The following is a 25,315-nucleotide window of genomic DNA, read 5'->3' on the forward strand; positions in this document are numbered from 1 at the left end:
ATCTCGGTAGCGCGGAGGCTCAGCCGCGGGTAGCGGCGATGAGCTCCGCGATCTGCACGGTGTTGAGCGCGGCGCCCTTGCGCAGGTTGTCGTTCGAGACGAACAGCGCGAGGCCGCGGTCGTCGTCGACGCCCGGGTCCTGCCGGATCCGCCCGACGTACGACGGGTCCTTGCCCGCCGCGGCGAGCGGGTTCGGGATGTCGGCGAGCTCGACGCCGGGGGCGGTGGCGAGTAGCTCGCGGGCCCGCTCGGCGCTCAGCGGCGAGGCGAACTCGGCGTTGATCGCCAGCGAGTGCCCGGTGAAGACGGGCACCCGGACGCACAGGCCCGAGACGCGCAGGTCGGGGATGCCGAGGATCTTGCGCGACTCGTTGCGGAGCTTCTGCTCCTCGTCGGTCTCGTTGAGGCCGTCCTCGACGAGGTTGCCGGCGAACGGCAGCACGTTGTAGGCGATCGTCTTCTTGTAGACGCCCGGCTCGGGGAACGCGACGGCCTCGCCGTCGTAGGCCAGCTCGCGGGCCTTGTCGCCGGCCGCGGTGACGCCGGTGGCGAGCTCCTCGACGCCGGCGATGCCCGAGCCCGACACGGCCTGGTACGTCGACGCGATGAGCCGGACCAGTCCGGCCTCCTCGTGCAGCGGCTTGAGCACCGGCATCGCGGCCATGGTGGTGCAGTTGGGGTTGGCGATGATGCCGCGCCCGGCCGCGATCACCTCGGCCGCCGCCTCCGGGTTGACCTCGGAGACGACGAGCGGGATCGACGGGTCCTTGCGGAAGGCCGAGGAGTTGTCGACGACGATGACGCCGGCGTCGACGAACCGGGGCACCAGCGCACGCGAGGCGGTGGCGCCGGCCGAGAAGAGCGCGATGTCGAGACCGGTCGGGTCGGCGGTGTCGGCGTCCTCGACAGTGACCTCACGGTCGCCGAAGGCGAGCACCTTGCCGGCCGAGCGGGCCGAGGAGAAGAAGCGGATCTGGTCGACGGGGAAGTTCCGCTCGAGCAGGATCTGGCGCATGGCGACGCCGACCTGGCCGGTCGCGCCGACGACTCCGATGTTGACGCCCATGGGTCAGCGCCCCGTTCCGCCGTACACGACGGCCTCGATCTCGTCCGAACCCAGGTCGAAGGCGGCGTGCGCGGCGTTGACCGCGTCCTGCACCTGCGACTCGGCGACGACCACCGACACCCGGATCTCCGAGGTCGAGATCATCTCGATGTTGACGCCGGCCTCCGAGAGCGCCTCGAAGAAGCGCGCGGAGATGCCCGGCGAGGAGCTCATGCCGGCTCCGACGATGGACACCTTGCCGATGCTGTCGTCGTACTGGAGGCCGTCGAAGCCCACCTCGGCCTTGAGCCGGTCGAGCGCGGTCATCGCCGTCTGGCCCTCGCCGCTGGGCAGCGTGAAGGAGATATCGGTGAGGCTCGTCGCGGCGGCCGAGACGTTCTGCACGATCATGTCGATGTTGATCTGCGCGTCGGCGACGGCGCGGAAGATGGCCGCGGCCTCGCCCGGCTTGTCCGGTACGCCGACCACGGTGATCTTGGCCTGGCTGCGGTCGTGGGCGACACCGGTGATGATCGCGGCTTCCATGGATCCTTCTCCCTCGGTGGGCACGGCAACGTCCTCGGCCTTGACGACCCAGGTGCCCTCCTTCTCGGAGAAGGACGAGCGGACGTGGATGGGCATGTCGTAGCGGCGGGCGTACTCGACGCACCGCAGGTGCAGGATCTTGGCGCCCTGCGCGGCCATCTCGAGGGTCTCCTCGTAGGAGATGCGCGGGACCTTGCGGGCGTGCGGCTCGATCCGCGGGTCGGCGGTGAAGATGCCGTCGACGTCGGAGTAGATCTCGCACACGTCGGCACGCAGCGCGACGGCGAGCGCGACGGCGGTAGTGTCGGAGCCGCCGCGGCCCAGCGTGGTGATGTCCTTGGTCGTCTGGGAGACGCCCTGGAAGCCGGCGACGATGGCGATCGCGCCCTCGTCGATCGCGGTCTGGATCCGGCCCGGCGTGACGTCGATGATCTTGGCCTTGCCGTGCTCGGCGTCGGTGATCACGCCGGCCTGGGAGCCGGTGAACGAGCGCGCCTCGTGGCCGAGGTCGTGGATCGCCATGGCCAGCACGGCCATCGACATCCGCTCACCCGCGGTGAGCAGCATGTCGAGCTCGCGCGCGGGCGGCAGCGGCGAGACCTCGTTGGCGAGGTCGATCAGCTCGTCTGTCGTGTCCCCCATCGCCGAGACGACGACCACGACCTGGTGGCCGGCCTTCTTGGTGTTGACGATGCGCTGCGCGACGCGCTTGATGCCGGCGGCATCGGCGACCGACGAGCCGCCGTACTTCTGCACGACAATGCCCACTCCGGACTCACTCCTGGCGATTGGGGAAGGAACGAGCCCGATTCTACGAGAGGCCGCTACGCCTTTTCGCCGCTGTCCAGCGCCGCGGCCGCCACCTGGACCAGCTCGAGCTCCTGGGTGGTGTCCAGGTCGACGTCGAGACGGTCGTGGGCGACCACCGAGAGCAGGGCCTTCATCGCCGATCCGGCCAGCGCGCCCCACGAGGAGACGTAGGAGAACTGCCACCACCACAGGGCCTCCTCGACGTCACCGGCGTCGTGGTGGCGTACGCCGACCGCGAGGTCGGCCGCGATGGAGGTCAGGTCGTCGGAGAGCAGGCCCTCGACGACCTCGGGGTCGTAGGGGTCGAAGACGTAGCTGTAGGTGTCGAGGTCGCCCAGCAGGCTCGCCAGCTGGAGGCGCAGGCCGTCGAGGTCGGGGTCGGGGCCGTCGTCGGGCTGGTACTCGTCGCGCGGCGCGAAGTCGCGGTGCACGCCCAGCCGGGCGCCGGTGAGCGAGATCTGGCCGATCTGGAGCAGCAGCAGCGAGACCGCCTGGCCGCCGGTCGCCTCGGCCGCGACGACCCGCAGGCCGTCGAGAAAGGACCGCACGGACGCCGCGATGTCGTCGGCGAGCCGGACCGTCTCGGTCTCGACCGCGATCAGTGCCTCGAGCGCGGCCAGCCCCGGGAGCTGGTCGTTGCTCTTCCTCGTGGTGTCGCTCATGTCGCTGCCTGCCTTCCTACGAATGCTCGGCCCAGGGTGACCTCGTCGGCGTACTCCAGGTCACCTCCCACCGGAAGTCCACTTGCCAAACGTGTCACACGCAACCCCAGCGGTCCGAGCATCCGGGTGAGGTAGGTCGCGGTGGCCTCGCCCTCGAGGTTGGGATCGGTGGCCAGGATCACCTCGGTCACCGCGCCGTCGCCGAGCCGGGTGAGCAGCTCGCGGATGTGGAGCTGCTCGGGACCGATGCCGTCGATCGGCGAGATCGCCCCGCCCAGGACGTGGTAGCGGCCGCGGAACTCACGGGTCCGCTCGATCGCCACGACGTCCTTGTACTCCTCGACCACGCACAGCACCGACGGGTCGCGCCGCGGGTCGCGGCAGATCCGGCACTGGTCGTCCTCGGCGACGTTGAAGCAGATCGAGCAGAACTTGACCTTGTCCTTGACCTCGATCAGGACGTCGGCGAGGCGGCGTACGTCGGCGGGGTCGGCCTGGAGCAGGTGGAACGCGATCCGCTGGGCACTCTTCGGACCGACCCCGGGCAGCCGCCCGAGCTCGTCGATGAGGTCCTGGACGACGCCTTCGTACATGGTGCGGTCGCCGTTCTAGAAGCCGAGCTGACCGGGGCCCGGGCCACCCTGGCCCGGCAGACCACCGAGGTCCGGCATGCCGCCGGCCAGCGGGCCGAGCATCTGCTCGGCGAGCGCGTCGACCTTGGTCCGGGCGTCGCGGAAGGCCGCGACGACCAGGTCGCCGAGGTCGGCGAGCGCCTCGGCGTCGGTGCCGTCGAGGGCGTCGGGGCTGATGCTGACCGCGGTCAGCTCACCCGAACCGGTGATGGTGACAGTGACCGCGCCCCCGGCGACGGTGCCGTCGACGGTCGCGTCGGCGAGGCGCTGCTGGGCCTCCTGGAGCTGGTCCTGCATCTGCTGGGCCTGCTGGAGCAGCGCGCCGAGGTCGAAGCCGCCGGGGCCGCCGGCCCCACCGAGACCACCGGCGAGGGCGTCGAACGGGTTCTGGCTCATGGGATTCGTCTCTTCTCTGGGGTTCTGTGGAGCGGCTTGCGGACGTGCGGGCGTGAAGGGGCGGCGGGTCAGCGGCCGCGGGGGATCTCCTCGATCACCTGGGCGCCGAGCTCACGGGCGAGGAGCTCCGCACTGGACTCCTCGTCGACCTCGGCGTCGGTGTCGAGGTTGACGTGGGCGTCGGGGTCCTCGGGCGGGGCATCGGCCTGGGCCTGGGCTTGGGCCTGGAAGTCGGCCATCCGGGGGCGGCGCGGCGTGGGCTCCGGGCCGGGACCAGGGCCGGGGTCGGGCGGGTAGCCGTCGTCGGGCGGCGGCGGCTCGGTGGCCCACGGCGGCGGGTCGTTGTCGGGGGCAGCTGCGGCAGGCGCGGCGGCCGAGGTCGAGGCCGGCGGCTGGGCGGGGGCGGCGGACGGGGTGGGCTCCGGCGACGCGGGCGTCGCCGGACCGGTGGCGGCGACCTCGGGCCAGCCTCCTGCGGACGCACCGGCGTCCGGCCCGGTGGCGGGAGCCGGGGACGGGGTGGGAGCGGGAGCGGGCGCCGGGGGCGGCGGACCCGCGGACGGGTTCGCGCCGGGGTCGATGATCGCCTCGACCCGGACGTTGGCGCCGATCTCGTCGATCACCGCCTGCTGGACGATCTCGGCGTGCCCGCCGGTCTCGAACGAGCGGCGCGGTCCGTCGTTCTGGAAGCCGAGGCTGAGCACGGATCCGTTGAACCCGACGACCTGGGAGTTCTGGGTGAGGTGGATCCAGGTGACCCGCTTGACGCTCTTGACCCGGTCGATCACCGACGGCCAGAGCCGGCGGACGTCGACGAGGGTGAGGCCGCTCCCGGTGGCAGCCGGCTCCGGCGCCGGCACGGGCGGGGGCGCGGGAGCCGGCTCGGGCTCCCGCACCGGCTCGGGCTCGGGCTCGGGCTCCGGCGGGGTGCCGCGGCAGCGGGCACCGGCACGGGCACCGGCACGGGAACGGGCGCCGGGGCCGGGGCCGGGGCCGGGGGCCGCTCCTCGGCGAGCTCGGGCGCGGCCCGCTCGGCGCGCGAGGGTGCCGGCCGGTCCTGCGCCGGTACGGCGGCCGGGGCCGGCGCGGGCGCCGCCTCCGCGGACGTCGTACCGCTGATCGAGGCGCGGCGCTCGAGCCGGTCGAGGCGGGCGAGGACGCCCTCGGTGGTGTGGTCGGCGGCGGGGAGCAGGATCCGGGCGCAGATCAGCTCGAGCAGCAGCCGCGGCGCGGTGGCCCCGCGCATGTCGGTGAGCCCGGCGGCGACCAGGTCGGCGGCCCGAGTGAGCTCGCCGCGCCCGAAGGCGGTCGCCTGGGCGACCAGGCGGTCGGCCTGGTCGCTGGCGACGTCGAGGAGACCGGACGCCGCGGCGTCGGGCACCGCGGAGATGATGACGAGGTCGCGCAGCCGGCGCAGCAGGTCCTCGGTGAAGCGGCGCGGGTCCTGGCCGGTCTCGATCACCTTGTCGACCACGCCGAACACCGCCGAGCCGTCGCCCGCGGAGAACGCCGAGACGACGTCGTCCAGGAGCGTGTCGGGCGTGTAGCCGAGCAGCCCGCTGGCCAGCTCGTAGGTCACGCCCTGCGGCCCGGCACCGCCGAGCAGCTGGTCGAGCACGGAGAGGGTGTCGCGCGCCGACCCCGCCCCCGCCCGTACGACGAGCGGCAGCGCCGCGGGCTCCATGGCCACGCCCTCGCGCTCGCACAGCTCGGTCAGGTACGACGTCAGGAGCCGCGGCGGGATCAGCCGGAACGGGTAGTGGTGGGTGCGCGAGCGGATGGTCGGGATGACCTTCTCGGGCTCGGTCGTGGCGAAGATGAACCGCAGGTGCGGCGGCGGCTCCTCGACCAGCTTGAGCAGGGCGTTGAAGCCCTGCGTGGTGACCATGTGGGCCTCATCGATGATGTAGACCTTGTAGCGGCTCTTGACCGGCGCGAAGAACGCCTTCTCGCGCAGGTCGCGCGCGTCGTCGACACCACCGTGCGAGGCGGCGTCGATCTCGATCACGTCGATCGACCCCGGGCCGTTGCGGGCCAGGTCGCGACAGCTCTCGCACTCACCGCACGGGTCGGAGATCGGGGCACGTTCGCAGTTGAGGGCGCGGGCCAGGATCCGCGCGCTCGTGGTCTTGCCGCAGCCGCGTGGGCCGGAGAAGAGGTAGGCGTGGTTGACCCGGTTGCCGGCGAGGGCGGCGCGCAGCGGCTCGGTGACGTGCTCCTGCCCGATCACCTCGGCGAAGGTCTCGGGCCGGTAGCGGCGGTAGAGCGCGAGCGGGGAGTCCACGTCAGAACACTAACCACCCGGTCCGACACGGGACAGGCGCCGTCCCCCCAGAACGCGAAGGCCCCCCGTGCACCCGATAGAGCTCACTTACCCTTGCTGCCTTCCGGCCCTGGGGGAGTTGGGTGAGATACCGCCGCACGGGGGGTTGCGATCACTTTAGAGGATGGGCCCGCGAGGGCTCACATCAGCGTCGCGCTGACGCCGCCGGCCGGGTCCCCGGAGCGGGCGCCAGTCCCGATTCCACCTCCCCGTCCATCTGCCGGTAACCTCCTCCGCGGAGGTATCGCCTAGTGGCCTATGGCGCTCGCTTGGAAAGCGGGTTGGGTTAATAGCCCTCGGGGGTTCGAATCCCCCTACCTCCGCCGATCGAACGGCGCTGACCTGCGGGTCGGCGCCGTTCGCGGTTTTCGGGCTCAGCGCCGCCGCGACAGCAACGGCCGCAGCACGATCAGTACGACGAGCGCCGCGCCGCCGCCGAGCCCCCACCAGACCGCGTCCTCGCGGGCGCCGGCCAGGACGTCGGCCTGCTCGCGCGGGGGCCGGGCGGGCGTCATCGGGTCGGCGTCGGGGACGGGGGCGGTGTCGATGCGGCGCTGGACGGCCTCGACGGGCTGGACGACGCCGTAGCCGGTGACGGCGCTGGTGCGGCCGCCGCTGCCGCTGGCGGTCTGCTCGAGGCGGCGGGTGAGGGTGGCGGCGTCCTCGTCGGGGTGGGCCGACCAGACGAGGGCGGCGACGGCGGCGACCTGGGCGGCGGCCCAGTGGGTCGAGGGGGTGGTCAGGGTGCACCAGCCGCCGTTGAGGCCGCGGGAGACGGCGCCGGCGCCGGGGGCGGCGAGGTCGATGCGCGAGCTGCGCAGGACGGTGCCCGCGGTGGGGTCGGCGACGCCGACGGCCAGGACGCCGGGCGCGGCGGCGGGCCAGACGATGCCGGCGGCGTCCTCGCCGACCTTGTCGTCGGCGAGCTGCTCGGGGAAGGTGCCGGCCTCGGGTCGGTCGCCGGAGGCGGCGACGACGAGGGCGCCGGAGGCGACGAGGCGGGCGACCTGCTTCTCGAGCGCGGCGGAGTGGGGGACCTGGGTCGGGACCAGCACGACCAGGCGTCCGCGATAGGCGCCGGACCGCTGGTCGGCGATCCGGTCGAGCGTCCCGGCCAGGCCGGACGCCATCGGGACCACCTCGCCGTCGGAGCGTTGGGACGCCGGGGCCGTGTAGAAGGACTCGGACAGGACCGTGGCCTCCGGCGCGATGCCGACGTCGACGCGGACCGGGGCGGCCTGGTCGCGGCCGCCGATGATGCCGGCCGCGGCGAGCCCGTGCCCGCTCGAGGTGCCCGGCTGCGCGGCGTCGGGTGAGCTGAACGGCGTGTCGACGACGACCACGGCGACGCCCGCGCCCGCCTTCTTGCCGCTGAGCGCGCGGGCGGCCTCCTGGGCCTGGGGGACCTGGAGCCGCTCGTTGGCGGCGTTGGAGCCGCCCACCGTGAGCTGGTCGGCGTAGTCCTCGGTGACCGACGGGCAGTCCGGGCCGGTCGGCTCGGCAGCACCCACCACGCCCGCCACGCCCGCGCCGGCCGCCGCGGGCGCCGGTGCGGGCACCGCGAGGCTCAGGGCAACGGCCGCGAGCGCGGTCGCTAGGTGCCGCACGTCCGGGTCCGGGACGGCGGGCAGAGGGCGGCGTCGATCGAGAGCTCCGGGCCGTCCTCGAAGAGCTTGTTCCACACATCCGGTACGACGACGGCCGGCACCTTGTCGTAGCCGAGCTTGCCCAGCTCGTCCCGGCCCGCCACCTGGTAGCTGTAGCCGCGGTCGTCGATCAGGTGCAGGGTGCCGTCGGCGGAGGTGTTCCAGTCGGCCGAGCGGACCAGCGCGCCGCGGCCGGACTCGACGTCGGCCTCCTGGGCGCCGGGGACGACGTCATCGGCGGCGACCGCGCCCTCGGGATCGGTGGCGAGCACCACGGCGGGCTGCTCCCCCTTGGCCGTGACGAGCTCGGCGCAGACCTGCTGGGTCGCGCCCGGCGAGCCGGAGATCAGGTCGGTGGGCCACGAGGCGCCGGCATAGGGCGAGTCGGGGACGACCCGGTAGCCGACGCCGTCCTTGGGCGTCACCACCGCAGGCTGGCGGGTGCCGGCCAGCACGCCGGCCGCGAACTCGGTCAGCTCGGCCGGACCGGCCTTGGTGATCACGTAGGAGGCGCCGGACTTGGTGAACACGTCACCGACAGCCGCGCCGGGGAAGCTCGGCAGCCCGGCGTCCTCGCCGAGGCCGGTGACGCCGAGTCCCTCGGCGTCGAGCGCACCGCCGGGCGGGAACAGCTCGAGCCAGGCGTCGGGGACCTCGATCTCGTTGCCGGGCTGGACGTTGAGGGCCGTGGTCAACGGCCCGGAGTCCAGGTCGGGCAGCAGGTAGCGGTAGGCGCGGCGCGGGTGCCCGGGCACCTCGGCCTCGGCGATGAGGTAGGTCTTCTTGCTGGTCGTCCCGGTGACCACGAAGCCCTGGTCGGGCGTGGTCGTGACGCCGGGCCGCTCCCGGACCGCGGCGCGGACGCCCAGACCGGTGCCGGTGCAGGCGGTCCAGCGCGAGTTGACCAGCTGGTCGGCCAGCGGCACGGTCGCGGGGGCGTCGAGGATGCCGATCGGCGGCCCCTTGGGCTGCGAGGCGATCTCCTTGTCGGGGACCTTGCGGGCCTTGATGTCGGCGCCGAGGATCAGCTGGGCCGAGGTGACGTTGATGACCGGGCGGATGGTCGGCTCGCCGGGCACGAGGTCCTGGTCGAGGATGACGTAGAGCGCGCCGCGCTCGTCGCTGACCAGGCCGGGCTTCTTCCAGTCGACCTCGGCGCGCTGCGAGAGCGTCCCGGCGATCGCGGCGCCCGCGACGAGCAGGATCGCCAGGGCGACGCCGCCGACGATCATCCGGCCGGGCCGGGCGGGCTCCACCTCGCGGCCACCGGGTGCGCCGGAGACGAAGGCGGTCACGAGCCGGCGGCGGCTGAACGAGTACGCCTCGACGAGGTCCTTCTTGGTCGCCATCGTGGTGCCGCTCAGCCGACCCAGTCGCGGACCTGCGCGAACAGCCCGGTCGCCACGACCAGGAGCGGCAGGAGGGTCAGCAGGGCGACGGACTCGAGGACGTCGCCGAGCCGGCCCCGTCGTACGGAGGGGGCGGCGGGGCTGAGCGTCGCGACCAGCAGCACCGCGCCGATGACGGCGAGGACGACGGCGAGCGTGGGCCGCCAGTCGGGGTGGAGCACGAGGACGGCGAGCGCGGTGGCCGCGATCCCGGCGATGCCGGAGCAGAGGCCGACGAGGACCTCGCTGCCGGTGCGGTACTGCCGGGTGCGAAGCATGACGATCAGGCAGGCGTCGACGGCGAGGAGGGTGCCGGTGACGCCGAGGCTGACCGCGAGCGGGGAGACCAGGACGAGCAGCAGGCCGACCGTGCCGGAGATCGCGAGCAGGATCTCGTGGGCGATCCGGGCGTCGGCGGCGACCCGGCCGGGCTCGATGTCCTCGGGGTCGGAGGTGATGTCGGCGGGCGTGAAGAGCTGGTCGACCCGGGTCGACGTGGCGCCCAGCGCCAGCCACGGGAAGACGCTGCCCGCGAGGACGACGAACGCCAGGACGGTGGTGAGCAGCGCGGCCGGGGCGATGCCGTCGGTCGCCGAGCGCAGGTAGAGGCCGACCGCCAGCGCCAGCGCGCCGACCACGACGGGCGGGAACACGAGCGTGCGGCCGGGGCCGAGCCCGATCAGGCAGATGACGCCCGCCACGAGCGCTCCCGCGCCGGCGGCCGCGAGCGGGTCGGCGAACCACGAGGTGGTGCCGGAGGTGAGCATGACGCCGGCGATCGCGGCATAGCCCGCGCCCAGCCAGGCCACCCCGACGCCCGCCTCGGGCTCGCGCTGGGCCCGGGAGAGCACGATGGCGCCGGCGCACAGCACCAGCGCGACGAGGGCGGAGGCGGCCGCGGCCAGGTCGGAGCCACGCTGCACGAGCAGGGCCGCGGCGCCGAGGGCGAGGAACAGACCCGCCGCCACGAGCGCCGTACGGCGTCCGGTGGCCGGGCGCCACGGCTGGAGGTCGTGCTCGACGACGTCGGTCATCGCCTCGACCACGTCGTCGTAGACCCGCGGGGCGGGGTCGTCGACGCCCGCGGTGACGGTGAGCAGTCCGCCGTCCTCGATGCCCTGGAGGGTGAGGCCGGTGTCGAGCGCGAGCCGGCGGCCGTCCGACGTACCGACCCGGTAGCCGCCATGGACGGTGGCCGGGTCGAGCAGCCCGACGCTGCGGGCGAGCTCGGGCAGCAGCTCGGCGACCGGGACGGCGCCGGGAAGCACGAGGTCCACGCGCCGGGTGCCGGACGTGACGGTCACCCGCACCAGTCCGGACGCGACCGTGCCGGCCGTCCGCGGCGTCTGTGTCATGTGCTCAACCCTTCCCGAGAGCCCGGTTCCGCATCGTACGAGAACAGCACGTGAGGGACCGACACACGGTGTGTCGATCCCTCAGTGGCCCTTGGTCGGCAGCGCGGCGGGAGGCGCGTCGCGGGCAGCTTGCTGCCCCTCGTGCGCCGGAGACGCGCTCGACCCGACGATTCAGAAGTCGAAGCGGGCGGCGCCGCGCTTGTCGGCGGCCATGTACTCCGCGTTGGAGGTGTAGACGCTCTTGTGGCTGTCGTCGAGCAGGTCGCGCATCTCCTGCATCGCCCAGTCCCAGGCGGCCTTGGCCTGGCGGTAGGCCTCCTGCTGGGTGCCGCTCCACGTGGCGACGTGGGGGGCGACGTCGGACTCGAGGCTGTTGAGGCTCTCGTCCATCTTCTTGACCGTGGCGTACATGTTCTGCGCGGCGGTGTCGAGCTCTGCGTGGTTGACGCGAAGTCCGTCGAGGCTCATGTCGTGATCTCCTGGTTCGGTGGTGTCGAGAAGTAAGGGGGCCGCGACTACTGCTGGCCGAGGCGGTTGAGCAGGTTGTTCATGCCGGCGCCGGCCTCTTCGTCGACGGCCTTGTTGTCGGCCTCGGTCGCGGTGAGGGACGCGTGGAACTTGTCGAGGGCGGTCGTGACCACCTTGTGCTTCTCGGTCCAGGCGACGTGGAGGGTGTGGAACGCCTGGCCACCGGCGCCCTCCCACTTGCCGCGCAGGGCCTGGATCTGGCCGTCGAGGGTGTTCGAGTGGTTGCCGAACTCCTCCTTGGCCTGGACGACCCGCTCGGCGATCTGCTTGAGAGCGCCCTCTGCGTGGCCGAACTCGATGTTCGATCCCGTCATGTCTCTGCTCCTTGGTCGTGGGGCGGTCGAGCCGCCGTTACGGTTCTCTCGTTGACGCCGCTCCCGAGCACTGCCAAAGAGCCGACGCGAGGGTGCTACCCCTGGCGCGGCGGGGGCTAAACCTCAGCCGGTGACTTCCCACAGGAATCGGAAGAACCCGACGGCCACGACGAGGGAGCCCACGGCGAACGCGCCGCACAGCGCCTCGGCGATCTCGGCCCGGCGCGACCACCACGCCGAGCGCCAGCCGCGGCCGACCACGACGGCGACCAGGACGAGGACCACGGCGAGCGCGACGGAGGTCAGCGCGATGAACGTCGCGGGGCCCGTCGTACCGGGGCCCGCGATGCCGAGGACGACGACCGCGAGCGCGACGAGGGCGTAGACGCCGGCGATCCGGAGCAGCCGGCGCGCGACGGCGTGGCGGTAGCTGCGGGCCGCGAGCAGCAGCGTCGCACCGCCGAAGCCCACCAGGCACCGGGCGCCCGTGCGGTCGAGCGGGAGACCGGCCGTGGCCAGCAGCAGGGGCGCGGCGAGCAGCACCACGACGAGGATGGCGACCGAAGCGGCGGTCACCGTGCGGGTCCCGCGGGCCGCGACGGCCTGGACCGCCTGGGGCGGGACGACGATCCGCCCGCGCCGCCCGGCGGGACGCTCCCGCGCGGACCACGCGGTGACGGCGAGGCGTTCGAGGTCGAGGAGGTACTGGTCCGGTACGTCGACCGCGATCTCGGGCACGAACCGGGCCGCGAGCACCGCGGCGAGGAAGAGCACCGCCCACACCACCTGGGGCGCGACGCCGGTCAGCGCACCCAGCGCGGCGAGCACGAACGAGCCCGCGCCGACGACCATCCAGACCCGCAGCCCGTCGACGGCGGTGTCCCCGGGATCGGCGAGCGCCCGGCCCACGGCCGCGGCGATCGCGGCGCCCAGCGCGGCAGCACCGAGGACCGTGGGGAGCCGCTCGGGCAGGGGGTCCCAGACCAGGGCGAGCACGCCCGCGGCGGCGAAGGCGGGCGCCGCGAGCACCCGCTGGGGGGCGAGCGCGCCGAGCGGCAGGCAGCCGACCACGGCGGCCACGAGCAGCACGGCGGCCACCGGCCACCGCTCGCTCTCGGGCAGCTGGGCGGCGCACCAGCCCGCGACGAGCGCGACGGCCACGGCGACACTCAGCCAGGCCGCCGACCCACCACCCGGGACGACGCCCCGCTCGCCCGACTCGCCGGATCCCGCGCGCCGCCGGGGCGGCGCGGGCCGGGCGGCGGGGTCGACCGCGACGAGCACCGCGCCGGCGACCAGCCCGGCGCCGGCCACGGTGGTGGTGAGCTGGAGCGGGGCTCCGGAGCGGCCCACGAGCGGCAGCGCGACCGGGAGACCCGCCTCGAGGGCGTAGGCGCGGGCGACGTCGCCGAGGGTCGCGTCGGTGGGCACGGTGAGGTCGAGGACGCCTTGTGGACCGTGCACGGTCAGCGCGGTGACCGAGCCGGCCGCCGGCGGCCGGGACGTCGTCCCCGACATCGGACCTCCCGAGAGATGGTGGGCCGGTCGAGGTTCACGACCGACGTCGGCAGGGTAACCCTGTTCCGTGCCACCTGTACCCGTCGGACCCTCGCCCTATCATCGTGCGCGTCGCATGACCGGGCATCGACGACAGGGGACACCGTGACGATGGGCATCCAGCAGGGCGGCGCACAGGGGCGCCGGGCGGCTCCGGCTGCCCCGGACCCCTCGGCGGGGGCCGGCAGCCTGACCCAGCGCGGCAGCCGCGGCGAGCGGCCCGACCTGCCCAGCGGCCAGCTCCAGATCCAGCCGCCGCCGCAGGTCCAGCCCAACGAGGGCGCGGCCGGCGTCGCGATGAACGCGATCCCGATGCTCGGCAGCCTCGGCTCGATCGTGCTCGTCGCCAGTCTCGGCAACTCCGGCGGCGGCAACCAGGGGCTGCGCTTCATCGCGGCCGGCATGTTCCTCTTCGCCACGCTCGGCTTCATCGTCGTCCAGATCGACCGGCAGCGGAAGCAGCGCCAGCAACAGGTGAGCGGCTCGCGCACCGAGTACCTCCGCTACCTCGCCACCGTCCGCAAGGTCGCCCGCGACGCCGCCGACCAGCAGCGCCGGGCGCTGACCTGGTTCCACCCCGCGCCCTCCGCGCTGCCCTCGATCGCCGAGGACCGCTCGCGGGTCTGGGAGCGCTCGTCGTCCGACCCCGCCTTCCTCCAGGTCCGCTACGGCGTGTGCGCCCAGCCGCTGGCCCTCGAGCTGGTCCCGCCCGAGAGCGCGCCGATCGACGACGTCGACCCGGCCGCCGCCTCGGCGCTGCACCGGCTGCTCGTCGTCCACCGGCTCCAGCCCGACCTGCCCGCCTCGCTCGACCTGCGCGCCTTCGACCGGGTCGAGGTGTGCGGCGACGAGGAGGAGGCGCGCTCGCTGGCCCGGGCGCTGCTGTGCTCCGCGGCGACCTTCCAGTCACCCGAGAACCTCCAGGTCGCGGTGCTCGCCAACGACCAGACGCTCGCCCACTGGGACTGGGTCAAGTGGCTGCCCCACGCCCACAGCCAGCACCACAACGACGCCGTCGGCCCGGCGCGCATGGTCACCACGTCGCTCCATGACCTGGCCGCGATGCTGCCGCCCGACCTCACCGAGCGGCCGCGCTTCGGGGCCGACGAGCGGGCCGCGATCCCCCACATCATCCTGGTCACCGACGGCGGCGAGCTGCCGCCGGGCAACCACCTCATCCCGTCCGACGGGCTGCACGGCGTGACCGTCGTCGACCTGCCCGCGCGCTGGGGCGAGCTCGACAGCCCGACCGCGCTGCGCCTCGAGATCGAGGACCACGTCCGCGACGCCGAGACGGCGCCCGACGAGGTGCCGCTGGTCGCCGTACGGCTGCGGACCGAGCCGGTGCGCGCCAAGGGTGACCAGTGCGGCCCGGCCACGGCCGAGGCGCTGGCCCGCCGGCTGACGCCGCTCTTCACGCCCAGCGCCGGTGCGGCGGTCGGCGAGGACGCGGTCGACATCACCGCGCCCACCGACTTCATGGACCTGCTCGGCCTCGGCGACGTCCGTACGTTCGACCCCGCCGCGGCCTGGCGGCCCCGACCCTCGCGCGACCGGCTCCGGGTGCCGATCGGCGTCGGCGACGGCGCCGGGCCGATCCACCTCGACATCAAGGAGTCCGCCCAGCAGGGCATGGGCCCCCACGGCCTGGTGATCGGCGCGACCGGCTCCGGCAAGTCCGAGTTCCTGCGCACGCTCGTGCTCGGGCTCGCGATGACGCACTCCCCCGAGCAGCTCAACATGGTGCTCGTCGACTTCAAGGGCGGCGCGACGTTCGCGGGCATGGCCGAGATGCCGCACGTGTCCGCGGTGATCACCAACCTCGCCCAGGAGCTCACCCTCGTCGACCGCATGCAGGACGCCCTCTCCGGCGAGATGGTCCGGCGCCAGGAGCTGCTCCGCGAGGCCGGCAACTTCGCCTCGATCCGCGACTACGAGAAGGCGCGGACGTCGGGCGACCCGGCCTCGGCCCACCTGGCCCCGCTGCCCTCGCTGTTCCTCGTGGTCGACGAGTTCTCCGAGATGCTGTCGGCCAAGCCCGAGTTCATCGACCTCTTCGTCGCCATCGGCCGCCTGGGCCGCTCGCTCGGCCTGCACCTGCTGCTCGCCTCGCAGCGGCTCGAGGAGGGCCGGCTGCGCGGGCTCGAGTCGCACCTGTCCTACCGGATCGGCCTGCGCACCTTCAGTGCCCAGGAGTCGCGCGCCGTGCTCGGCGTCCCCGACGCCTACGAGCTGCCGGCCGTGCCGGGCCTGGGCTACCTCAAGCCCGACCCGACGACGATGACCCGGTTCAAGGCGGCCTACGTCTCCGGTCCGCCCGAGGCGGGCCGGCGCCGGGTCGACCGCGACAGCGGCGGCAAGCTGCGCGGCATCCTGCCGTTCACCATCTCCGAGGTGCAGACCTTCGACGAGCCCGAGCCCGACGACGGGTCCGCGACGCCCGCCCCGGCGAGCGACAGCGGCGAGACCCTGCTCGACGTCGCCGTACGCCGGATGGACGGCCAGGGTCCGGCCGCGCACCAGGTCTGGCTGCCGCCGCTCGACCAGCCCGACACGCTCGACCAGCTCATGCCCGACCTCGCCGCGCACCCCGACCTCGGCCTGGTCTCGCTCCAGTGGCGCAACGCGGGCACGCTCGTCGTACCTCTGGGCACGGTCGACCGCCCCCGCGAGCAGCGCCGCGACACCCTGACCGTCAGCCTCAGCGGCGCGGCCGGCCACGTCGCCGTCGTCGGCGGTCCGCGCAGCGGCAAGAGCACCCTCCTGCGCACCATCGTGACCAGCCTGTCGCTGACCACGACGCCGCTGGAGTCGCAGTTCTACGTGCTCGACTTCGGCGGCGGCACGTTCGCCCCGATGACCGCGCTCCCCCACGTCGCCGGCGTCGGCACCCGCTCCGAGCCCGAGGTCGTGCGCCGGATCGTGGCCGAGGTCAAGGGCATCGTCGACCGCCGCGAGCGCTACTTCCGCGCCCAGGGCATCGACTCGATCGAGACCTACCGCAGCCGGCGCTCCCAGGGCCGGGCCGACGACGGCTACGGCGACGTCTTCCTCGTCATCGACGGCTGGGGCACGCTGCGCTCGGACTTCGACGACCTCGAGCTCGAGATCCAGCAGCTCGCCGGCCGCGGACTCACCTTCGGTCTCCACGTGGTCACCGCGGCCGCCCGCTGGCCCGACTTCCGCGCCGCGATGCGCGACCTCATCGGCACCCGCCTCGAGCTGCGCCTGGGCGACCCGATCGACTCCGAGATCGACCGCAAGATCGCCGCGCTGGTCCCCAACAACCGCCCCGGACGCGGCCTCGTGCCCGGCAAGCTCCACTTCCTCGGCGGCCTGCCCCGGATCGACGGCAACGGCTCGGCGACCAGTCTCGGCGACGGCGTCGACGCGCTCATCTCGGCCGTCGCCGCCGCCTGGCGCGGCCCGGCCGGCCCCAAGCTGCGGCTGCTGCCCGACCGGATCAGCCTCGCCGACGTCCGCTCGCTCGCCGGTACGCCGCCGGCCCGCCACCTGCTCCTCGCCATCAACGAGAAGGAGCTGGCCCCGGTCGCCCTCGACGTCGACGCCGAGCCGCACCTGCTGCTCTTCGGCGACGGCAAGTCCGGCAAGTCCGGGCTGCTGCGCACCTACATCCACGAGGTCATGCGCACCCGCACCTCGGCCGAGGCCCAGGTCGTTCTCGTCGACTACCGCCGCTCGCTGCTCGGCGAGGTGCCCGAGGAGTACCTGCTCAACTACCTGACCTCGGCCACCCAGGCGCAGCCGGCGCTCAACGACCTGGCGACGTACCTGCAGAACCGGATCCCCGGCCCAGACGTCACCCCCGACCAGCTCCGCAACCGCTCCTGGTGGTCGGGCGCCGAGGTGTTCGTCGTGGTCGACGACTACGACCTGGTCGCGACCCAGCAGAGCTCCCCGGTGGCGCTCCTCCAGCCGCTGCTCGCCCAGGCCCGCGACGTCGGCCTGCACCTGGTCGTCGCGCGCCGCTCGGGCGGTGCCTCGCGGGCGCTCTACGAGCCGGTCATCCAGACCATGCGCGACCTCGCCATGCCCGGGATCCTGCTCGCGGGCAACCGCGACGAGGGCGTCCTCCTCGGCAACCTGCGGCCCGGCCCTGCCCAGGCCGGACGCGGGCGCCTGGTCACCCGCGACCGCGGGGCCGAGGTGGTCCAGCTCGCCTGGACCGATCCGTCACTGTGACGCCGGAGCGGTGACCGGTTCGTCGGCGGGGTCGTCGGCCGGGGCTGCGATGAGCGCCGCGATCGCCGTCGTCACCGGGACGGCGAGCACCAGGCCGATCGAGGTGACCAGCGTGCGGATGACCTCCTCGGCGAGCTGCTCGGTGTTGAGCAGCTCGAGCAGCGGGCGGTCGTAGACGCGCAGCAGCATGAGCAGGATGAGCGTGGTCCCGGCGTACGCGAAGACGATCGTGTAGATCGTCGAGGCGATGTGGTCGCGTCCGATCCGCATGGCGCTGGCGAAGATCTCGGCGCGCGAGGCGTCCGGGCTCGCCGCGCGCAGCTCCCAGACCGCGGAGGCCTGCGTGATCGTGACGTCGTTGAGGACGCCGAGCCCCGCGATGACGAGGGCGCAGCCGAACAGGGCCTGGAAGTCGAGCTCGCCGAACGTCGCGAGGATCGCCCCGCCCTCGTCGCTGATCCCGGTGAGCCGGGCGTCGCCGAGGGCGAGCACGCCGATGCCGGCGGTGAGCACGATGCCCAGGATGGTCCCCGCGAGCGCGGTGCTCGTGCGCAGCGAGAACCCATGGGTCGTGTAGAGGACGACGAACATGATCGCCGAGGCACCGGTCAGCGCGATGCCCACGCCGGGCGAGCCGGCGAGCAGGGCGGGGAGCATCCACCACCAGAGCACGGCGCCGCCGAAGGCGAGGCCGAGCAGCCCGAACAGGCCGCGCCACCGGGCGATCGCGAGCACCACGACGATGAAGAAGAGCGCCAGCCAGAGCAGCGTCCCGGTGCGCTCGGTCGCGAAGTAGGAGTACGCCGCGCTCGCGTCCTCGCCCGCCTCGGGCGGAGCCGGCGTACGGAGCAGCTCGACCTTGTCGCCCTCGGCCAGCCCGGAGTCGATCACCTCGGGCGGCACCTGGACCTGGATCGGGCCGTCCTCGCCGGCCACCTTCACGGTGAGCGTGCTGCAGCCGGAGCCGTCGGGCAGACCGGTGCCGGGGCAGCGCTCGGCGACCTTCGTGATGGTCCCGGTCGGGAAGGTCACGCCGGGGGCGGCGAACTGCGCGGCGGGGCCGCCGGCCTCGGCGCTGCGCTCCACGGTGTCGCCCGGCGGCCACCACGCGACGATGCCGACCAGGGTGCCGGCCAGCACGAGCGCCAGGGCGGAGAGCAGGACGGTGCGGGCCGTCGTACCGACACGGATCTGGTGGTCGGGTCCGCTGCCGGCACGGTGGGAGTGGCTCACGCGGACCACCCTGTCACGGCGCCGGGGTCAGGCGGCGAGGGCCTCGGCGCGCATCTCGCGGACCGTACGGCGGAGCACGAGCCGCGGTCCGGTGAAGTACAGCGCGGCGCCGAGCAGGTTGAGCACGATCGCCAGCGCCACCCACAGCGCCCGGCTCTGGCCGGAGCGGCGCCACGTGGTGGCCCGGAAGCGGAACATGTCGACGATCGCGAGCAGCGGGATGCCGAAGATGATCGCGTAGATCTTGAGCATGTCCATGACGCCCGCATCGTCGCACGGGTATGCCGTCCGGCGCGGTGGAACCGTCCGGGACAATGGGCCGGGTGAGCGCCCGCGTCCCCGTCACCGCCCTGACCGGCCACCTCGGCGCCGGCAAGACGACCCTGCTCAACCGCCTGCTCCAGCGACCGGGCGCGCGGATCGGCGTGATCGTCAACGACTTCGGCGACATCAACGTCGACGCCGGCCTGGTCACCGGGCAGGTCGACGAACCGGCGTCGATCGCGGGCGGCTGCCTGTGCTGCCTGGAGGACGTCTCCGGGCTCGACGCCGCGCTGGACAAGCTCAGCCAGCCGCGGCTCGCGCTCGACGCGATCGTGGTCGAGGCGAGCGGGCTGGCCGAGCCGGGGGCGCTCGCGCAGATGATCGCGGCGAGCCCGGTCGCGCGGGTCCGGCCCGGGGGCGTGATCGACGTGGTCGACACGGTCGAGTACTTCGCGACGCTCGACGACGGCGGGATGCCGCCCGCGCGGTTCGCGGTGGCCACGCTCGTCGTGCTCAACAAGTGCGACCTGCTCCCGGAGGCCGAGCGCGAGGCGACGCTCGCCGCGATCGAGGCGCGGGTGCGCGAGGTGAACCCGACCGTGCACGTGGTCCGTACGTCGGGCGCGCGGATCGACCCGGCGCTCGTCCACGACGTCGCGATGAGCGAGGACCCGCCGGACCAGCTGCCGCTCGGGGCGCTGCTGCGGGCCGAGCGGGCGCAGCACCACCACGAGGACGAGCACGACCACGAGCACGGCCACGCGGCGTCGGCGTCCTACCGGGTCGAGGGGCCGGTCGACCCCGGCCGGGTGGTCGACCTGCTCGAGGACCCGCCGGCGGCGGCCTACCGGATGAAGGGCACGCTCGCGATCGCGACCGAGCCCGGCCGCACCAAGGGCTATGTCGTCAATGTCGTCGGCCGTCAGCTCCACGTGGCCGCGCTCCCGACCCCGCCCGACGGCGGCGAGCTGGTCGCGATCGGGATGGGTCTGGACGCCGACGCGGCCCGGGCCCGGCTCGCGGCGGCGCTGGTGCCGGCGACCGAACCGGACCCGGACGGTCGCCGGCGGCTGGAGCGGCTGCGCCGGCTCAGCGGCTAGCTCCCGCGGCCACGCGCGCCCGGAAGGCGCTCGCCGCCCGGAAGGCCGGCGCGGTGGTCGCGGCGATCTCGATCGGCTCCCCGGTCTGCGGGTTGCGGCCCTGACGGGCCGAGCGCTCGCGGGCCTCGAACGTGCCGAACTCGGCGATCCGGACCTGCTCGCCCGCGGCGACCGCCGTCACGACGGCGTCGAGCGCGGCGGCGACGGCGGCCGTCGCGGTGGCGGCGTCGAGGCCGGCGGTGCGGGCGACGTGGTCGATGAGCTGGTTGCGGTTCATGGTTCTCTCCTCGGGGTCGGGCGGTGGAGCGGGTCGCTCACCAGCTGGACTTCGTGATGCCCGGCAGCTCGCCGCGGTGGGCGAGCTCCCGGAACCGGATGCGGGACAGCCCGGCCTTGCGCAGGTAGCCGCGCGGGCGGCCGTCGACCTGGTCGCGGTTGCGCAGCCGGGTCGGCGAGGCGTCGCGCGGCAGCCGGGCGAGCGCCGCGACGGCCGCGGCGAGCTCGGCCGAGCCGGGCTCGGCCGCACGGACCTGGTCCTTGAGCGCGGCCCGCCGCTCGGCGTACCGGACGACGGTGGCGCGGCGGCGCGCCTCGGCAGCGATCTTGCTCTGCTTGGCCACCCCTCAGCGCTCCTCGCGGAACTCGACGTGGCGCCGGACGACCGGGTCGTACTTGCGTAGCGTCAGCCGGTCCGGGTCGTTGCGGCGGTTCTTGCGGGTGACGTAGGTGTGGCCGGTGCCCGCGGTCGAGCGCAGCTTCACGATCGGCCGGACGTCGGATCCCCTCTTCGCCATCAGATCTCCCCTCGTGCGCGGAGGTCGGCCACGACGGCCTCGATCCCCCGCTGGTCGATGGTCTTGATGCCGCGGGCCGAGACCCGCAGCGTGACGTGCCGTCCGAGCGACGGCACCCAGTAGCGCTTGCGCTGGAGGTTGACGTCGAAACGACGCCGGGTCCGGCGGTGCGAGTGGGACACCCGGTTGCCGAACACGGGTCGCGCCCCGGTCACCTGGCACAGCGATGACATCCGCTTCCTTCCTGTCGTATGATTGAGAACGATTCTCATTCTAATCTAAGGAGCAAGCCATGAGGAAGGGCATCCACCCCGACTACGGACCCGTCGCCTTCCGCGACCGCGCGACCGGCGACCTGGTGCTCACCGGATCGACCCTCGCCGCCCGCGCCGACGGCACCACGGTCGAGATCGACGGGGCGGCGTACCCGGTCGTCGACGTGGACGTGAGCATGCACAGCCACCCGTTCTGGACCGGCCAGGGCCGGGTCCTCGACAGCGAGGGCCGGGTCGAGGCGTTCGAGCGGCGGTACGGGCGGGCGGCGGGCCGATGAGGGTTCCCGTCGTCCTGCTCGCGGGGGTGGACCCCGACGCGATGGCCACGACGATGGTCGGGCTGCAGTTCGACCTGCCCGGTGCGGTCGCGTGCCGGCACACCATCGACGTCGAGCGCGGGGTGCTCACCCGCACGGTCAGCGACCTGTCCGGCGTGATCGAGACCCACGAGACCCTGCTCGAGCACGCGTGCGTCAGCTGCGCGATCCGCGAGGACATCCTGCCCACGCTGGAGCGCCTGGCCCGCGACGGGCGCTGGCACAGCATCGTGGCCCACCTGCCGGTCGGCGCGGAGGCCGCGCACCTGTGCGCGGCACTGACCTGGGACACCCGGCTGGCCCGGTTCCTGCGCGTCTCGGCCGTCGTCACCGCGGTCGCCGGGCAGCACCCGGTCCGCGACCTGCTCGGCGACGACCTGCTGGCCGACCGCGGGCACCACTGCGCGCACGACGACCGGCGCGGCGTGGGCGAGGTGCTCGCCGCGATGATCGAGCACGCCGACGTGGTGGCCCTGGACGACACGTTCGCCCCGGTCGCCGCCGGTCTGGTCCGCAGCCTCGCCCGCCCCGACGCGGCGGTCGTGGACGGCGTGCACCGGCTCGGCGGCGAGACGTTGCTCGGGCGGCTGCACCAGCACTCCCGGACCGAGGCCTGGACCAGCCCGGTCCGGACCGACGCGCTGCCCGTCGTCCCGGCCGAGGGGGTCTGGCAGCTCGACCTGCAGTCGCTCCAGCCCTTCCACCCCGAGCGGCTCCTGGAGTCGCTCGAGCGCCTCGGCGCGGGCGCGCACCGCTCGCGCGGCTGCTTCTGGCTGCCCACCCGCCCCGGCCGGGTGCTGGAGTGGGACGGCGCCGGCGGCCAGCTGAGCATCGGCGACCACGGGTCGTGGGGCACCCGGCGCCCGTTCACCCGGATCGTGGCGACCGGCGTCGGCGTCGCACCCGACCACCTGCGCCCGGCGTTCGCGGACCTGCTCGTGGACGCCGGCGAGTCCGGCGCTCACGCCGACACCGAGGACGGCTTCGAGCCGTGGCTCGGCCCGATCCGGAAGGCGGCGTGATGGCGGTCCCCAAGCGGCGTACGTCGCGCAGCAACACCCGGCACCGCCGGGCGCAGTGGAAGGCCGCTGCCCCCGACCTGGTCCCGGTCGTCGTCGACGGCCGCACCCACCGGGTGCCCCGGCGCCTCGCGGCGGCGGTGCACGCCGGGCTGGTCGACCCGAGCACGGGAAGGAGGATCCCGCGATGAAGGTGCGCAACTCGCTGCGCTCGCTCAAGAAGCAGCCCGGCGCCCAGGTCGTACGACGGCGCGGCCGGACGTACGTGATCAACAAGCAGAACCCGCGGATGAAGGCCCGCCAGGGCTGACCCGGCGACCGGCCGGCCGATTCGGTCCTCGGGTACCGCCGATCGGCACCCGAGACCGAGGGGTGGGCCGACGGGCGTGCCTAGCGTCGAGAGCATGATCCGCCGTCCCGTCGCCGCCGCCCTGCTCGTCTGCTACTCGGTCGTCGTCGCCCGGCTCACCCTGGCCGATCCGTCGGCGGGGCGCTGGGCGTTCGACCTCGGCTGGGACGCGGCGGACGTCGCCAGCGGCGGCCGGCTGAGCTGGGACCAGACCGAGGCGCTGGCCAATGTCGCGCTGTTCGTGCCGGCCGGCTTCCTGCTCGCGATCGTGCTCGGGCGCCCCCTGCTCGCGGCGGCGCTGACCGTGCTCGCCTCGGCGTGCATCGAGCTGGCCCAGCAGCAGTTCTTCCCGAGCCGGGTGCCGACCCTGGCCGACGTCTGGCACAACGGGCTGGGCGGGCTGATCGGTGCGATCCTGGCCGCGCCGATCAGCCGGGTCCGCCGGCCCCGCCGACCCAGTGGGCGGACCGCCGTCCGAGCAAACTAGAACGCGTTATCGTTTCGCCATGAGCGAGAGCGCACCCCTCCAGCCGGAGTACGACGTCGTGGTGGTCGGGTCGGGCGGCGGCGCCCTGACCGGAGCGGCCCTGGCAGCCACCGCCGGGCTGAGCACGCTGGTCCTGGAGCGGACCCCGCTGATCGGCGGGACCTCCGCCTACTCCGGCGGCGCCTGCTGGCTGCCCGGCACCCAGGTGCAGCAGCGGGCCGGGCTGCCGGACTCGACCGAGGGCGCGCGGGCCTATCTCGCCGCCGTCCTCGACGACCCCGACCAGGAGCGCGTCGAGGCGCTGCTCGCACAGGCCCCGCGGCTCGTCGAGCAGCTCGAGGCGGACCCGCTCATGGAGCTCGAGTGGATCCCGTTCTCGGAGTACTACGACGCGCCCGGCCGGGTCCCCATGGGCCGCTCCATCCAGCCCAAGAGCATCCGCCGCGACGAGCTCGACCCCGCGGTCACCGCGATCCTGCGCCCGCCGGTCGAGCGCGACCGGGCCGGCCGACCGGGCCGCTCGACACTGTCGGGCGGCCAGGCGCTCATCGCCCGGCTCGCGGCGATCACCGCCCGCGAGGGCGGCACGATCGCGACCTCGTGCTCGGTGACCGGCTTCGAGCGCGACGCCGACGGCCGCCTCACCACCGTCCGGTACGACGGCCCCGACGGCCCTGCCGAGGTCCGGGCCCGGCGCGGCGTGCTCATCGCGGCCGGCGGGTTCGAGGGCAGCCCCGAGCGGCGTGCCGAGCACGGCACGCCCGGCCGCACCGCGTGGTCGATGGCCCCGCGCGGCACCAACACCGGCGAGGTGATCGACGCGGCCGCCGCGATCGGCGCGGCCACCGACTGGTCCGGCGAGGGCTGGTTCTGCCCGGGCCTGCTCCAGCCCGACGGCAGCGGCGCGTTCACGCTCGGCTTCCGCGGCGGGCTCGTCGTCGACCAGACCGGGCAGCGCTACGGCAACGAGTGCCTCCCCTACGACCGCTTCGGCCGGGTGATGGCGCAGGCGCCCGAGCGGACGCCGTCCTGGTTCGTCTTCGACAGCCGCGAGGAGGGCCGGCTCCCGGCGATCGCGATGCCCGAGGGCGAGCGGGCCGAGCACCTCGCCGCCGGCACGTGGGTCGAGGCCGCGACCATCGAGGAGCTGGCCGCCCGGACCGGGCTCGACCCCGCGGCGCTCACCGCGACCGTCGCGCGCTTCAACGCCTTCGCCGACAACGGCAAGGACGAGGACTTCGGCCGCGGCGAGGACGAGTACGACACTTTCTTCGCCTCCGCCGGCTCCCCCAACAAGGCGCTGGTGCCGCTCGACCAGGGGCCGTACACGGCGGCGAAGATCGTGCTCTCCGACCTGGGCACCAAGGGCGGCCTGGTCACCGACGCGAGCGCGCGTGTGCTCGACGAGACGGGCGCGCCGATCCCCGGGCTCTACGCGGCCAGCAACTCGACGGCGTCGGTGTTCGGGTCGGCGTACCCGGGGCCGGGGGCGCCGCTGGGTGCGGCGATGACGTTCGCCTCGCTCGCGATCGAGGACCTGCGGGGCTGAGGGGCCGCGGGCGGCTCAGCTCTCGGCGGCCAGCCGCTCGAGCACGGTCGTCGCGAACCGGCCCAGGCTGCGCACCTGGTCGCCGCTGAGCCCCTCGAAGAACAGCTCGCGCACGAGCGCGACATGACCCGGCGCGGCCGCGGAGATCGCGGCCAGGCCGGCGTCGGTCAGGTCGACGAAGGCGCCGCGCCGGTCGTCGGCGCAGTGGCGACGCTCGACCAGGCCGCGCGCCTCCATGCGGGAGACCTGCTTGGAGACGCGGCTCTTCTCCCACTGGAGCCGCTCGCCGAGCTCGAACATCCGCAGCGAGCGGTCGGGGACGTCCTGGTCGGTCAGCGCGACGAGGATCTCGTAGTCGGACAGCGACAGCCCGCTGGCCGCCTGGAGCTCGCGGTTGAGCCGCGCGGACAGCTGGGCGTTGAGGTCGACCCAGGCCCGCCAGGCCAGGGTCTCCTCGTCGTCGAGCCAGCGCGTCGTCGTACTCACGGGGCCCATTCTAGCCGAGAATGTTGACATATCCACG

At 74.0% G+C, this 25,315-nt stretch carries 28 protein-coding genes, 1 tRNA gene and 1 other RNA gene; 9 read left to right on the top strand and 21 right to left on the bottom strand.

Translation table 11 applies throughout. The features are described from left to right. Nucleotides 1-19: 19 nt before the first annotated feature. The 8 genes from M0M48_RS21855 to ffs form a co-directional block, all read right to left on the bottom strand. A complete protein-coding gene (locus tag M0M48_RS21855; RefSeq protein WP_257752736.1) occupies nt 20-1,066 on the bottom strand; it encodes an aspartate-semialdehyde dehydrogenase in 1,047 nt (348 codons plus the stop codon). 3 nt (nt 1,067-1,069) lie between these two features. Continuing rightward, nucleotides 1,070-2,359: an aspartate kinase gene (locus tag M0M48_RS21860; protein WP_215812508.1), complete on the bottom strand. Its 1,290-nt coding sequence runs from the start codon at nt 2,357-2,359 to the stop codon at nt 1,070-1,072. Nucleotides 2,360-2,415: 56 nt separating this feature from the next. After that, nucleotides 2,416-3,063 carry a DUF5063 domain-containing protein gene (locus tag M0M48_RS21865; protein WP_215812507.1) on the bottom strand — a complete coding sequence of 216 codons (648 nt, stop codon included), beginning with the start codon at nt 3,061-3,063 and terminating at the stop codon, nt 2,416-2,418. Continuing rightward, entirely contained in the window at nt 3,060-3,656 is a 597-nt protein-coding gene (gene recR / locus M0M48_RS21870; protein ID WP_151582346.1) for a recombination mediator RecR, read from the bottom strand. The genes M0M48_RS21865 and recR overlap by 4 nt, the downstream gene beginning before the upstream one ends. A gap of 15 nt (nt 3,657-3,671) precedes the next feature. Then, the gene (locus M0M48_RS21875) at nt 3,672-4,091 is read right to left on the bottom strand and encodes a YbaB/EbfC family nucleoid-associated protein (protein WP_215812506.1); all 420 of its coding nucleotides are present in this window, start codon (nt 4,089-4,091) and stop codon (nt 3,672-3,674) included. 68 nt (nt 4,092-4,159) lie between these two features. Next, a complete protein-coding gene (locus M0M48_RS21880) occupies nt 4,160-4,951 on the bottom strand; it encodes a hypothetical protein (protein ID WP_257759359.1) in 792 nt (263 codons plus the stop codon). Then, nucleotides 4,876-6,375, bottom strand: coding sequence for a DNA polymerase III subunit gamma and tau (locus M0M48_RS21885; RefSeq protein ID WP_257759268.1), 1,500 nt, complete (start codon nt 6,373-6,375; stop codon nt 4,876-4,878). The genes M0M48_RS21880 and M0M48_RS21885 overlap by 76 nt, the downstream gene beginning before the upstream one ends. A 56-nt stretch (nt 6,376-6,431) precedes the next feature. Continuing rightward, nucleotides 6,432-6,522, bottom strand: an RNA gene (gene ffs, locus M0M48_RS21890) — signal recognition particle sRNA small type. 129 nt (nt 6,523-6,651) lie between these two features. On the opposite strand from ffs, the gene M0M48_RS21895 reads away from it, so the two are divergent. Further along, nucleotides 6,652-6,737, top strand: a tRNA-Ser gene (locus M0M48_RS21895). Between the two features lie 51 nt (nt 6,738-6,788). Here the strand turns inward: M0M48_RS21895 and M0M48_RS21900 are convergent. The 6 genes from M0M48_RS21900 to M0M48_RS21925 form a co-directional block, all read right to left on the bottom strand. Further along, nucleotides 6,789-8,021, bottom strand: coding sequence for a S8 family serine peptidase (locus tag M0M48_RS21900; RefSeq protein WP_257752737.1), 1,233 nt, complete (start codon nt 8,019-8,021; stop codon nt 6,789-6,791). Next, entirely contained in the window at nt 8,009-9,409 is a 1,401-nt protein-coding gene (gene eccB, locus M0M48_RS21905; protein WP_257752738.1) for a type VII secretion protein EccB, read from the bottom strand. Before eccB ends, M0M48_RS21900 begins: the two co-directional genes overlap by 13 nt. A gap of 11 nt (nt 9,410-9,420) precedes the next feature. Next, nucleotides 9,421-10,803, bottom strand: coding sequence for a type VII secretion integral membrane protein EccD (gene eccD / locus M0M48_RS21910; protein ID WP_257752739.1), 1,383 nt, complete (start codon nt 10,801-10,803; stop codon nt 9,421-9,423). Between the two features lie 171 nt (nt 10,804-10,974). Next, a complete protein-coding gene (locus tag M0M48_RS21915; protein WP_215812501.1) occupies nt 10,975-11,271 on the bottom strand; it encodes a WXG100 family type VII secretion target in 297 nt (98 codons plus the stop codon). A 47-nt stretch (nt 11,272-11,318) separates the two neighbouring features. Then, complete coding sequence (locus M0M48_RS21920; protein WP_215812500.1) at nt 11,319-11,645, bottom strand: WXG100 family type VII secretion target; 327 nt, start codon at nt 11,643-11,645, stop codon at nt 11,319-11,321. Nucleotides 11,646-11,768: 123 nt separating this feature from the next. Next, on the bottom strand, nt 11,769-13,163 hold the full coding sequence (locus M0M48_RS21925; protein ID WP_257752740.1) for a hypothetical protein: 1,395 nt from the start codon (nt 13,161-13,163) through the stop codon (nt 11,769-11,771). Nucleotides 13,164-13,313: 150 nt separating this feature from the next. Between M0M48_RS21925 and eccCa the strand changes: the two genes are divergently transcribed. Then, a complete protein-coding gene (gene eccCa, locus M0M48_RS21930) occupies nt 13,314-17,405 on the top strand; it encodes a type VII secretion protein EccCa (RefSeq protein WP_257754404.1) in 4,092 nt (1,363 codons plus the stop codon). Here the strand turns inward: eccCa and M0M48_RS21935 are convergent. Together M0M48_RS21935 and M0M48_RS21940 are read right to left on the bottom strand one after the other, a co-directional pair. Then, complete coding sequence (locus tag M0M48_RS21935) at nt 17,397-18,638, bottom strand: YibE/F family protein (protein WP_257752741.1); 1,242 nt, start codon at nt 18,636-18,638, stop codon at nt 17,397-17,399. The genes eccCa and M0M48_RS21935 overlap by 9 nt on opposite strands. A gap of 27 nt (nt 18,639-18,665) precedes the next feature. Then, nucleotides 18,666-18,896, bottom strand: a complete 231-nt coding sequence (locus M0M48_RS21940) for a PLDc N-terminal domain-containing protein (RefSeq protein ID WP_257752742.1) — start codon at nt 18,894-18,896, stop codon at nt 18,666-18,668. A gap of 65 nt (nt 18,897-18,961) precedes the next feature. Here M0M48_RS21940 and M0M48_RS21945 point away from each other — a divergent pair, with 65 nt between their 5' ends. Continuing rightward, complete coding sequence (locus M0M48_RS21945; RefSeq protein WP_257752743.1) at nt 18,962-20,002, top strand: CobW family GTP-binding protein; 1,041 nt, start codon at nt 18,962-18,964, stop codon at nt 20,000-20,002. Here M0M48_RS21945 and M0M48_RS21950 read toward each other — a convergent pair. Genes M0M48_RS21950 through rpmB form a run of 4 tightly spaced genes read right to left on the bottom strand, consistent with a single transcriptional unit; the run spans nt 19,992 to nt 21,029 of the window. Beyond that, complete coding sequence (locus M0M48_RS21950; RefSeq protein ID WP_257752744.1) at nt 19,992-20,279, bottom strand: HU family DNA-binding protein; 288 nt, start codon at nt 20,277-20,279, stop codon at nt 19,992-19,994. The genes M0M48_RS21945 and M0M48_RS21950 overlap by 11 nt on opposite strands. A gap of 37 nt (nt 20,280-20,316) precedes the next feature. Further along, on the bottom strand, nt 20,317-20,622 hold the full coding sequence (gene rpsN / locus M0M48_RS21955) for a 30S ribosomal protein S14 (protein ID WP_257752745.1): 306 nt from the start codon (nt 20,620-20,622) through the stop codon (nt 20,317-20,319). Nucleotides 20,623-20,625: 3 nt separating this feature from the next. Beyond that, nucleotides 20,626-20,796 (bottom strand): 50S ribosomal protein L33, encoded by a 171-nt coding sequence (rpmG, locus tag M0M48_RS21960; protein ID WP_215812495.1) that lies wholly within the window; start codon nt 20,794-20,796, stop codon nt 20,626-20,628. After that, nucleotides 20,796-21,029, bottom strand: a complete 234-nt coding sequence (gene rpmB, locus M0M48_RS21965; RefSeq protein WP_215812494.1) for a 50S ribosomal protein L28 — start codon at nt 21,027-21,029, stop codon at nt 20,796-20,798. Before rpmB ends, rpmG begins: the two co-directional genes overlap by 1 nt. Before the next feature lie 59 nt (nt 21,030-21,088). Between rpmB and M0M48_RS21970 the strand changes: the two genes are divergently transcribed. From M0M48_RS21970 to M0M48_RS21995, 6 genes are all read left to right on the top strand, one after another. Continuing rightward, complete coding sequence (locus M0M48_RS21970) at nt 21,089-21,349, top strand: type B 50S ribosomal protein L31 (protein ID WP_257752746.1); 261 nt, start codon at nt 21,089-21,091, stop codon at nt 21,347-21,349. Next, a complete protein-coding gene (locus M0M48_RS21975; RefSeq protein WP_257752747.1) occupies nt 21,346-22,410 on the top strand; it encodes a GTP-binding protein in 1,065 nt (354 codons plus the stop codon). Before M0M48_RS21970 ends, M0M48_RS21975 begins: the two co-directional genes overlap by 4 nt. Continuing rightward, nucleotides 22,410-22,598: a 50S ribosomal protein L32 gene (gene rpmF / locus M0M48_RS21980; RefSeq protein ID WP_038676431.1), complete on the top strand. Its 189-nt coding sequence runs from the start codon at nt 22,410-22,412 to the stop codon at nt 22,596-22,598. The genes M0M48_RS21975 and rpmF overlap by 1 nt, the downstream gene beginning before the upstream one ends. Then, entirely contained in the window at nt 22,595-22,717 is a 123-nt protein-coding gene (gene ykgO, locus M0M48_RS21985) for a type B 50S ribosomal protein L36 (RefSeq protein WP_038676430.1), read from the top strand. Before rpmF ends, ykgO begins: the two co-directional genes overlap by 4 nt. A gap of 94 nt (nt 22,718-22,811) precedes the next feature. Then, nucleotides 22,812-23,243, top strand: coding sequence for a VanZ family protein (locus M0M48_RS21990; protein ID WP_215812490.1), 432 nt, complete (start codon nt 22,812-22,814; stop codon nt 23,241-23,243). A gap of 19 nt (nt 23,244-23,262) precedes the next feature. Continuing rightward, entirely contained in the window at nt 23,263-24,792 is a 1,530-nt protein-coding gene (locus M0M48_RS21995) for an FAD-dependent oxidoreductase (RefSeq protein WP_257752748.1), read from the top strand. A gap of 15 nt (nt 24,793-24,807) precedes the next feature. Here M0M48_RS21995 and M0M48_RS22000 read toward each other — a convergent pair whose 3' ends face one another. Further along, entirely contained in the window at nt 24,808-25,287 is a 480-nt protein-coding gene (locus M0M48_RS22000; protein WP_215812488.1) for a MarR family winged helix-turn-helix transcriptional regulator, read from the bottom strand. Between the last annotated feature and the right edge of the window lie 28 nt (nt 25,288-25,315).

The sequence above is a fragment of the Pimelobacter simplex genome, from assembly GCF_024662235.1.
In the GTDB taxonomy this organism is placed as follows: Bacteria; Actinomycetota; Actinomycetes; order Propionibacteriales; family Nocardioidaceae; genus Nocardioides.